The organism is Stenotrophomonas maltophilia, assembly GCF_006974125.1.
GTDB lineage: Bacteria > Pseudomonadota > Gammaproteobacteria > Xanthomonadales > Xanthomonadaceae > Stenotrophomonas > Stenotrophomonas maltophilia_O.
Window position 1 is genome coordinate 4,029,188 of the sequence record NZ_CP037858.1, and the last position, 11,272, is coordinate 4,040,459.

Genomic DNA, 11,272 nt, shown 5'->3' on the forward strand with positions numbered 1-11,272 from the left:
GCCAACGGCGTCGACAACGTCGTGCTCAATGATGGGGCGCTGTCGTCCATCGACATGCCGATTGCCGCGGGCATCAACCTGCGCGTCGATTGCCGCTTGAACACGGCCGAGACCGGCGTGCTGCGCAGCTATCGGCCAGGCAACTGGCGCGGCGACAGCCTTGATGATCTGTACAACATCGGTGGTACCGATTCGAGCAACCAGCTGATCGCTGGCATCGCGCGCACCGCCGGCACCTCCAGTTTCAGCATCACCTGCACCTCGACCATGGGTGGTGCCCCGTACCGCCTGCGCGGTGTGGTGATGGCCGACGCCGAATCGATCAACAACAGCGGCGAGTTCGTCGAAGCCAGCGCGCAGGGCACCTGGAACGTGGTGGAGGTTCGCAAGAACCTGGCCAATGCCACCCCCTATCTGGTGAACAAGTCGACCAGCGGTGGCAACCAGGTGATCCGCTTCGGTCCCGGCAACGACGACAACACGGCTGCCGTTACCTTCCTCAGTTTCGACAATGCCGCACACGCGCCGGGCAACCTGGCGGTGAACATGGGCTTCTCGATGCGCGGCGGCGGTACCACCGCCATCGCCATCGGCCTGCTGGTGCCGTATGCCGACTTTGGTGACGCCCCGCAGAGCTACGGCGATGCGATGCACGTGGTGGACGATCTGCAGTTCCGTTCCGATGGCATTCCGCAGGGCGCCAGCAACTTCAACATCAACACCGCCGGTTACACGCCGGGTGGCCTGGCACCACCGCTGACCGATTTCCTCGGCAGCCTGGGCCCGGATACCGAACAGAGGAGCAGCTACAGCGCGGACGCGCTGGGTGATGACAACTTCCCGCAGGCGGGCAGCCGTGAGGAAGACGCGTGGCCGACCAGCTACCGGTTGACGGTGATGCAGGCCGGCACGCTGATCACCCAGGCAGTGGCCTGCGTGGGCAATGGCAGCGTCGCAGGCTGGATCGACTTCAACCGCAACGGCCAGTTTGATGCCAACGAACGCAGCACCACCGCGCTGTGCAGTGGTGGCCAGGCCAACCTGGGTTGGACCGTGCCGACGTCGGTCAGCGCGGGTACCAGCTACGTGCGCCTGCGCTACGCCACCAACGCCACGCAGATACAGAGCCCGACCGGTGTGGCCGATGACGGCGAGGTGGAAGACCACCGCATCACTATCACCGCTCCGTCGCTGAAGGTGGTCAAGGGCAACAACGCCACCGGTGGCATCTGGAACTACGGGCAGGCCGGCACCGAGTACACGCTGACGGTGAGCAACACCAGCGATGTGCCGACCGGCAATCCACCGAATGTGCCCGCCGGCCCGATCATCGTGCGCGACCAGCTGCCGGCCGGTATCGTGCCGAACTGGACGGGCGCGCATGTGAGCGGCAACTGGAGCTGCACGGCCAGTGGCCAGGATGTCACCTGTACCAGCGGCCAGGTGCTGGCCGCAGCCGGCAACCCCGGCTCCAGCTCGGCGTTCACGCTGCCGGTGACGGTCACCGCGGCTGCGACCGGCGTGCTGACCAACCATGCCAGCGTGGGCGGCGGCTACGATCCCTTCAACAATGGCAATCCGCCGGCACCGGGCAGCAGCTGCACAGACGCCGACCATTGCACGCGCAGCGACGTGACCGTGCCGGTGACGCGGGCGGGCTACGCCAAGCGTTCGAACACCACCGGCCCGGTCGCGGTAGGCGCGACCGTGAGCTACACGGTGGATGTCACCGTGGCCGACGGCAACACCCGCGATGTGCTGACCTTCACCGACACTCTGGGCACCGGTCTGGATTTCGCCAGCGTCAGCAGCCCCGGTGCATTTACCTGCAACGCGGCCAACCCGCTGGTGTGCACGCTGCCGGCGGGCACGGTGCCGGGCACCTACAGCCTGAGCTACACGGCTACGGTGAATGCGCAGGCCAGTGGCCAGGTGGTCAACACCGTGGTCGGCACGGGTACTGACACACCCACCTGCAGCAGCAACTGCACCACCACCACGCCGGTGGCGGTGCCGCGCATCTCGGTGTCGAAGGCCAGCGGCACCGCCGGTCCGGTCGCCATCGGCGACAGTGTTGCCTATACCGTGACGGTGCTGGTGGCAGACGCGCGCACCACGGCGGTGACCACGCTGACCGACACGCTGGGCACCGGCCTGGACTTCGGCAGCGTCACCAGCGCGGGTAGCTTCAGTTGCACGCCAGGCAATCCGCTCGTCTGCACGCTGCCGGCCGGCACCGTGCCGGGCAGCTATGCGTTGTCGTACACCGGCGTGGTCAATGCGCAGGCCAGCGGCCAGGTGCGCAATGCGGTGGTGCCCAGCGGCACCGACAACCCCTCCTGCGTGGGCAGCTGCGATACCACCACGCCGATGGCCGCCGCGCAGGTGGTCTATGCCAAGCAGGCCTCCACCGGCGGCCCGGTACGGGTCGGTGACCGCCTCGACTACACCCTGACTGCGACGGTGACGCGTGCGCGCACCAGCGCCGTGGTCACGTTGACCGACACGCTGGGCAACGGCCTCGATTTTGCTGGTGTCAGCAGCGCAGGCATCTTCACCTGCAACGCCGCCAATCCGCTGGTGTGCACGCTGCCGGCCGGCACTGTGCCTGGCACCTACAGCCTCACCTATGGCGCCACCGTCAACGCGCAGGCCAGCGGCAGCGTGCGCAACGCCGTGCTCGGCAGCGGCACCGACAACCCGTCGTGCAGCGTGAACTGTGACACCACCACCCCGGTGGCGACACCGGGCGTGAGCTACGCCAAGTCGGTGAACAGCACCGGTCCGGTTTCAGTGGGCGATCGCCTGACCTACACCCTGACCACGGTGGTGACCAACTCGCGCACCACCGATGTGGTGACCCTGACCGATACGCTGGGCACCGGCCTCGACTTCGGCGCGATCACCAGTGCGGGCGCCTACACCTGCAACGCCGCCAATCCGCTGGTGTGCACCTTGCCGGCCGGTACCGTGCCGGGCAGCTACAGCCTGACCTACACCGCGGTGGTGAACGCACAGGCCACCGGCCAGGTGACCAACGCCGTGCTCGGCAGCGGTGGCGACAATCCGTCGTGTACCGCCAACTGCGGTACCAGCACGCCAGTGACCGGCAGTGCGATCGACTATCGCAAGACCTCGGCCGCGGCCGGTTCGGTGAAGGTGGGTGACAGCATCGCCTACACACTGTCCGCGGTGGTCAGCAACTCGCGCACCACGGTGGTGTTCACCCTGACCGACACGATGGGCCCCGGCCTGGACTTCGGTGCGGTGACTGCCAGCCAGGGCTTCAGCTGCAATGCTGCCAATCCGTTGGTGTGCACGCTGCCTGCCGGTACGGTGCCGGGCACCTACACGGTGGACTACACCGCGCGGGTGAACGCGCAGGCCAAGGGCAGCGTCAGCAACGCGGTGCTCGGCAGTGGCACCGGCATCAACACGTGCACCAGCAACTGTGGCACCACCACGCCCGTGCTGTCGGCGGTGGTGACCTACCGCAAGCAGTCGAGCACCGTTGCCCCGGTTGCCGTGGGCGATGCGGTGGACTACAGCGTGGAAGTGACGGTCGCCAACTCGCAGACCCTCGATACGCTGACCCTGACCGATACCCTGGGCACCGGCCTGGACCTGCAGTCGGTCACCCAGCCGGGACCGTTCACCTGCAATGCCAGCAATCCGCTGGTCTGCACGCTGCCTGCCGGCACGGCGCCGGGCACCTATACGCTGGGCTACCGCGCGCTGGTCAATGCCCAGGCCAGCGGCAGCGTGCGCAATGCCGTACTCGGCACCGGCGGTGACACGCCCACCTGCAGCAGCGACTGCAGCACCGAGCACGCGCTGGCCGAACCGCGCGTGGTGCTGGAGAAGCAGTCCGGACCTGCCAGTGGCACCGAAGTGCGACCAGGCGACCGCTTGCGCTACACGCTGGTGGCCACGGTCGAGCGCGCTGCGCTGCGTCGTCCGCTGCAGCTGGTGGATACGCCCGATGCCGGCTTGAGCATCGAGAGCCTGCCGGCCGGATGCGTCCAGCAGGGGCCGGACATCGTCTGCACGGTGCCGACGGGTACCTCGATCGGTCGCCACGAGTTCGCCTACCAGGCCGTGGTCAACCAGGAGGCCCGCACCGAGGTGCTGAACCGCTTGCGCGGGCAGTATCCGGATGGCTCGCCGCCGCCGGACTGCACGACCTGCGAGACGCGCCACAAGGTAGTGTCCGACTTCGCCCTGCGCATCACCAAGACTGCCAGCCCGCGCCGGGTGAAGGTGGGCGACCTGGTGCGCTACCAGCTGGTGGTCGAGAACGTGGGCGGCAGCCATTGGCGTGATGGCGTAGTGGTCGACACCCCGCCGCCAGGCTTCAGCTATGTCGATGGCTCGATGCGCGTGGCCGACGATGACGGTGCATTCTCGCTGGCCAGCAGCCAGGTACCGCTGCGCATCGGTGCGGTGGACATTGCCGTGGGCCGCAGTGCCACCATCACCTACCTGTTGCGGGTGGGCGCCGGCGTGCGCGCGGGCAACCACGTGAACCAGGCGGTGGCGACGACCGATGACGGCAGCCCGTTGTCGAACGTGGCCACTGCCGAAGTGGCGATGGATGCCGACCCGCTGCTGGAAGACAGCCTGGTGTTCGGCACCGTGTTCGATGATCGCGACGGTGACGGCTGGCAGGACAGTGCCGAGCTGAGCGGCGTGCGCGTGCAAGGCGGATTCACTGCTGCGGCCTACGTGCCGGGCTCGACCACGCTGGATCGTGGCGAAGGCCCGCAGCCGCTGGCCGATGCCAGCGCGCCGCTGCTGCACGGGGTGCAGATTGGCGTGGTGCATGGCCGCGCGTCCACGTCCGACACCGCTGAGGCGCATCAGGTGGTGCTGCGTCAGCGCCTGCGCGAACTGTCCTTCAGTGATGACTTCGTGCTGGAGAGCGCGCAGGGCCATCGCCTGCGGATGGACGCGCAGGGCGCCACGCGCGTGGAACGCAGTGGTGAGGCCGGCAAGGGCTTGACCGCGGCCGAGCCGAGCGTGCGCCGCGAGATCGCCCGTGTCGCCGAGGGCTATGAAGTGGCCTACGTGATCGGCAACGAAGGCATCCAGGAGCAGGGCATTCCCGGTGTACGCCTGGCCACGGTGGAAGGCCTGCTGGTCGAGACCGATCCGTTCGGGCGCTACCACCTGGCTGACGTGCACGGTGGTGACGCGCGCCTGGGCCGCAACTTCATCATCAAGCTGGACCCGGCCACGCTGCCGGCCGGTGCCGAACTGACCACCGAGAATCCGTTGCTGCGGCGGGTGACGCAGGGCGTACCGACCCGCTTCAGCTTCGGCGTGCGGCTGCCGCCGTCGCCGCAGGCTGCCGCCGAGCGCATGGAGATCGCGCTGGGTGAGGTGCTGTTCGCGCCGGGCAGCAGCGAGCTGCAGGCCAGCTATCGCCCGGTGCTGAAGAAGATGGCCGAGGTGGTGGACCGCTACCAGGGTGGCGACGTCGTGATCGCTGCCAGTGGCGAAAGCCAGGCGCTGGCCTTCGCCCGCGCGGCGGTGGTGCGCGATGCGTTGCAGGCCGAGGTTGTGGAAAGTGCCCGTGCGGGCCTGGCCGTGCAGCTGCGCACCGACGTGCGCGATCCGCACTCGCTGCTGGCCGGTGTGGATGCCGGTGGCGCGCTGCTGGGCAACGTGCTGTTCGACACCGACAAGGCCACCGTACGCGTTGAGTTCAAGCCGCTGCTGGCCGCTATCGCCGCGCGTCTGGAAAAGCTGGGCGGTGGTCAGGTCAGCCTGGTGGGTCACACCGATGTGCGCGGCAGCCATGCCTACAACCAGGTGTTGGGCCTGCGTCGTGCCAACGCCGTGTTCGAGGCGCTGCGCAGCCAGCTCAGCCCCGCCGTGCAGCAGCGCCTGCGCGTTCGCAACGAGGAGAGCGCCGCCACCCGTGCGGCTGCCCGTCAACAGGAGGCACGCCGATGAGCGCGCATCACTCAGCCGCCCGCCGTGCGGCCCGCCTGCCGCGCGCCGCGCTGTATCAGGCCCTGCTGCTCGGCCTGGCCGGTGCCGCCCAGGCCGCGCCGCCCGCCGCCGAGCCGGCGCCGATCCGTTGTGACGGCACCCAGTGCAACGCCGAGGGCGAACTGTTGTTCAGCCTGCGCTCGCGCAGCTACGACGAACCGGTGACCGAGGGCACCTCGTCGCGTTCCAGCTCGCAGGCCCTGCAACCGGACCGCCGGGTCAGCCTGGCGATTGATGAGCCGGGCAGGGCCACCGTGCGCGGTGAGTTCATGATCCGCCTGCCGGAAGGCGGCGCGATCTGGGCCACCGAAGACCCGGCGATGGGCCAGCCGGAACTGTCGGTCTCCGCACCGGGCATGGTCGCCTTCGACGAAGGCCGCATCGTGCGGCCGGTCGAGTTCTACGTGCGTGGCAACTACACCGCCTTCATCCAGCGCCTGGAAGTCAGCGTCTACCGCGGCAGCGACACGGATCGCGTGGCAGCACTGGCGACGTTCGAACTGCCGGTGGCCGCCGTTGCCCAGGGCGTGTGGGATGGTACCTTGCCGGCCTCGACGCCGCTGCGTCGGGGCGACCGCCTGGTCTATGTGCTTCGCGCCTTCGATGCCGAGGGCAATGTCGATGAAACCACCGCGCAATCGATGCAGCTGGTGACGCCGGCGGAATTCGAGCGCGGCAACCAGCAGTTGCGTGACGCGCTGGAAGACCGCCGCGGTACCTCGGTGGACGCCAACCAGGCAGCATCGTTGTCACTGCTGCAGCAGGTGTTCGATGGCAATGGCCTGCGCCAGCAGAACATCCCGGTGCATGGCTCGCGGGTGCGCCTGCGCGGCCGCGACCTGCCGCTGGGGGCGTCGCTGAAGATCAACGGCGACAGCTACCCGCTGGACCAGGATCGCAAGTTCGCCGCCGAGTACCTGATGCCGATCGGACATCATGCGTTCGACGTACGCGTGGAGCGGCTGGATGCACCGGTCATCGCACGCACGCTGGAGGTCGATGTCAGCGGCCAGTACCTGTTCGGCGTCGGCCTGGCCGATATCACCGTGTACCAGAACAAGGCCAGTGGGGCAGGGCAGGACCTGGCCCGCGGCGAGCGCAACGATGACGTGCTCAGCGATGGCCGCCTGGCGTTCTACCTGAAGGCCAAGACCCGCGGCCGCTACCTGCTGACCGCGCAGGCCGATACCCAGAACCGTCCGCTGGATGAGTTGTTCACCGGCTTCACCACGGCCGATCCGCGCGACCTGTTCCGCAGCCTGGACCCGGACCTGTACTACCCGACCTACGGTGACGACTCGTTGACCCAGCGCGATGTCGACAGCATGGGCCGCTTCTACCTGCGCATGGACTGGGACAAGAACCAGGCGTTGTGGGGCAACTACAACACCGGCCTGACCGGCACCGAATACGCGCAGTACGTGCGTTCGCTGTACGGTGCGGCGCTGTCGTGGCGTTCGCGTGGCGCCAATGCCTGGGGCGATGCGCGCAGCGAGCTGCGCCTGTTCGGCTCACAGGCCGAGACGGCGCCGGGCCACAGCGAGTTCATCGGTACCGGTGGCAGTCTGTACTACCTGCGCCACGCCAGCATTCTCAGCGGCTCGGACCAGGTGGTGCTGGAAATCCGTGACCGCACCACCGGCCGCGTGGAGCAGCGTGTGCCGATGGTGCGGGGTGCCGACTACGAGATCGACGCCCTGCAGGGTCGCATCCTGCTGACCCGGCCGCTGGCCCAGGTCAGCCGCGAGAACCTGCGCCGGATCAGCCGCGACGTGCCGCTGGACGGCTATGAGCAGCGCCTGATCGTGGACTACGAGTGGGTGCCGACCGGATTCGACAGCGATGACATCACCGCGGGTGTGCGTGGCAAGCACTGGTTCGGCGATCACGTTGCCGTGGGCGCCACCTACGTGGACGAGCAGCGCTCCGGCCAGGACTATTCGCTGAGGGGCGCGGACCTGACCCTGCAGGCCGGGCGTGGCACCTACCTGAAGATCGAGCACAGCCGCAGCGAGGCGACCAGTGCGCCGGTGTTCTTCTCGGACAACGGCGGCCTGAGCTTCAGCCGGCTCAATCCGGAGGGGCCGCGCGAAGGCGAGGCGACCGCAGTGGAAGCGCGCGTCAACCTGCGCGAGCTGGGCTGGACCCAGCGCGACTGGAGTGCCGGGGCCTGGTGGCGCCAGGTCGATGGAGGCTATTCGGTGGGGCGCTTCGACACTGGCCAGCGCGTGCGCGAGCAGGGTGCCGAGCTGCTGGGTTACGTGACCGACGACTTCAGCCTGTACGCCCGCTACAGCGAGGCCCGCCGTGGCAGCGAATCGCTGATCCAGGCACAGGCCACCGCCGAGTGGCGGATCGGCGAGAACGACCGCCTGTCGGCTGAGTTGCGTCGCGTGCAGGAAGACCGCGGTGTGGGCGGCAACGTGGCCGGTGTGCTGGCCGCCGCCCGCTACACGCACCGCATCGGCACCTCACTGGATGTGTACGGCGGAGGCCAGCTGACCGTGGATGATGACCATGGCCGCTATGCCGACAACGATGCGGTGGTGGCCGGTGGTACCTGGACCTTCGCCAACCTGTCCACCGTCGGTGCCGAGGTGAGCGATGGTGATCGTGGCACCGCCGCGCAGGTCAACGCCGAGTACCGGCTGACCCCGCAGCACAGCTTCTATGGTGCGTTCACCCAGTCCACCGACCGCAGCGAGTACGACCCGTTGTTCAGCCCGAACGCACAGGATGGCTGGACCCTGGGCCAGCGCTGGCGTCTGTCTGATCAGGTCAATGTGTTCAATGAAAGCCAGTTCCTGAAATCCGGGCAGGAGTCTGGTCTGGCACACACCTTCGGCATGGACTTCTATCCTGCGGTGGGGTGGAACGCGGGCTTCACGCTGAGCAATGGCAAGCTTGATGCCAGCAGTGGCCAGGTGGACCGCAAGGCGGTCAGCCTGTCCGGCGGCCGTACCGCGCCGGGCACCGAGTGGCAGAGCAAGCTGGAATGGCGTCGCGATACCGGCGCCGAGCGGCGCACGCAGTGGGTCAGCACCAATCGCCTCAGCCACCGCCTCAACGACAGCTGGCGCATCGCGGCGCGCTTCAACTATGCCGACACCGACGATGCGATCAATCCGGTGGCGGGCGCGCGCTTCATCGAAGGCAACCTGGGCTTCGCCTACCGGCCGTGGGACAACGACCGCTGGGCGTTGTTCGGTCGCTACAGTTACCTGTACGACCTGTCGACGATGGGCCAGGTGAACGGCGTGGACTACGATCAGCGCACGCAGATCCTGTCGCTGGAAGGCGTGTACCGCATCGACCAGCGCTGGGAGGTGGCGGCCAAGGCGGCGCGGCGCGAAGGCGAGGTGCGTTATGGACGCGGCACCGGCCCCTGGTTCGACTCGGCCACCAGCTTCGCTGCGGGACAGCTGCGCTATGACCTGTATTACCAGTGGCACGGCCTGCTGGAGTACCGCGTGCTGGACGTCCGCGACGGCGGCAGCAGGCAGGGTTGGCTGGCCGGTGTCGATCGCGATATCGGCCGCAACTTCCGCGTGGGCGTGGGCTACAACTTCACCGACTTCAGTGATGACCTGACCAAGTTCGACTACACCCATCGCGGGTGGTACCTGAACCTGGTGGGGCGCTACTGAGGAGCGCAGCCGGCATGGGCCCGGCGCTACAGGAACCAGATGCCGGGCCATGCCCGGCGACGGGTCATTCCTGCTTGAGCAGCTGCACCAGCTGGCGCAGCCGATACGGCTTGGGCAGGAACTCCACCTGTTCGGGCAGCGGCGGCAGCTGCGAACGGGCATAGCCGGATGACAGGATCATCCGTGCCTGCGGCTGTTCGCGTGCCACATGCTCGCTCAGCTCGATGCCGGACATGCCGTTGGGCATGCTGACGTCGCTGAACACCACGTCGAAACGTGCCTCCCCCTTCAGCAGGGCGGCGGCCTCATGCGCATCGGCGGTCGTGGCCACGTCGATGCCAAGGTCGCGCAGGGCCAGGCCGATCATTTCACGCAGATCGGTCTGGTCTTCCACCATCAGTACGCGGATCGGGTCATCGGTCATGGGCAGGGTCCTCCATTGCGGGTAGCAGCAGGCTGACCGTGGTGCCGACACCGGGCGTGGTGGACACGTCGACGAAGCCGCCGCTCTGGGTAGTGAATCCGAACACCTGGCTCAGGCCCAGGCCGCTGCCTTTGCCGATGTCCTTGGTGGTGAAGAAGGGCTCGGTGGCCCGCTCGGCGATGTCGGCCGCCATTCCGTGGCCCTCATCGCAGACGCTGAGCGTGACATAGCCACGTTGCAGGGTGGAGTCCGCATCCGGGTCGAGGCGATGCTCCAATGCGGTGCCGATCAGGATGCGCCCACCTTCGAGGGTAGCGTCAGCAGCATTAGCGACCAGGTTGGCCAGTGCGGTCTGCAACTGCATCGCATCAGTGTTCACCCGGGGCAGGCCGGGTGTGAGCCGTACCTCCAGCAGCACCGCAGGTGGGCAGGCACGCTGCAGGTCCGGCAGCCCTTGCCGTACCAGCGCATTGATGTCCAGCGGCTCGCGGATCAGGGTCTGCCCGGTGCTGAAGGCCAGCAGCTGGCGGGTGAGCAGTGCGCCGCGGTCGGTGGCCGCCTGCGCAGCATCCAGCAGCTCGGCGGCGCGCGCATCGTCACCGTTCACGCGCAGCGAAAGCAGGTCCAGGGCATTGCCGATGGTGGTCAGCAGGTTGTTGAACTCGTGGGAAAGGCCGCGGCTGAGACGGCCGACGGTCTCGAACTGCTGGGTATTGCGCAGCGCACGCTGGGCATCACGCAGCAGTCGCTGTGCCTGCCACTGCTCGGTGATGTCGCGGGTGATCTTGACGAAGCCGAGCAGCTCGCCTGCCTCGACGACCGGCTCGATGACCACGCTGGCACGGAACGAGGAGCCATCGCGGCGTACCCGCCAGCCCTCACTGGCAACGTGGCCATGCTGCGCCGCCAGGCGGAGCAGGCGCTGTGGTTCACCGGCGTCGCGGTCGTTGGCCAGGTAGAAGCGGCTGAAGTGCGTTCCTACCACTTCATCGGCTGAATAGCCCTTGATGCGTTCGGCACCCGGGTTCCAGCTGCAGACCACGCCTTCCGGATCAAGCAGGTACAGCGCATGGTCGCGCACGCTGTCGATCAGCAGTCGCAGTTGTCGGGAAGGGTCCGTCAGCACGGACGTCGTAGAAGCGGCTGCGTCCACGTGGAAATGAGCATTACCCCTGGGAGGGACGTGAAGCTAGGCAGTGCAGTG

At 67.8% G+C, this 11,272-nt stretch carries 4 protein-coding genes; 2 read left to right on the forward strand and 2 right to left on the reverse strand.

The window, feature by feature from the left end; all coding sequences use genetic code 11:
- Nucleotides 1–21 precede the first annotated feature (21 nt).
- Both EZ304_RS18665 and EZ304_RS18670 read left to right on the forward strand, forming a co-directional pair.
- The gene (locus tag EZ304_RS18665; RefSeq protein ID WP_260678141.1) at nt 22–5,958 is read left to right on the forward strand and encodes a CshA/CshB family fibrillar adhesin-related protein; all 5,937 of its coding nucleotides are present in this window, start codon (nt 22–24) and stop codon (nt 5,956–5,958) included.
- Nucleotides 5,955–9,644, forward strand: coding sequence for a hypothetical protein (locus EZ304_RS18670; protein ID WP_142807825.1), 3,690 nt, complete (start codon nt 5,955–5,957; stop codon nt 9,642–9,644). Before EZ304_RS18665 ends, EZ304_RS18670 begins: the two co-directional genes overlap by 4 nt.
- Nucleotides 9,645–9,708: 64 nt before the next feature.
- Here the strand turns inward: EZ304_RS18670 and EZ304_RS18675 are convergent, their stop codons facing one another.
- Entirely contained in the window at nt 9,709–10,068 is a 360-nt protein-coding gene (locus tag EZ304_RS18675) for a response regulator (protein ID WP_099552864.1), read from the reverse strand.
- A complete protein-coding gene (locus EZ304_RS18680) occupies nt 10,058–11,221 on the reverse strand; it encodes a two-component system sensor histidine kinase NtrB (protein ID WP_428843490.1) in 1,164 nt (387 codons plus the stop codon). Before EZ304_RS18680 ends, EZ304_RS18675 begins: the two co-directional genes overlap by 11 nt.
- Between the last annotated feature and the right edge of the window lie 51 nt (nt 11,222–11,272).

Bases quoted from the DNA above. Each gene is read 5' to 3' on its own strand.
- EZ304_RS18675 (WP_099552864.1), bottom strand. From the start codon at position 10,068: ATGACCGATGACCCGATCCGCGTACTGATGGTGGAAGACCAGACCGAT.
- EZ304_RS18670 (WP_142807825.1), top strand. From the start codon at position 5,955: ATGAGCGCGCATCACTCAGCCGCCCGCCGTGCGGCCCGCCTGCCGCGC.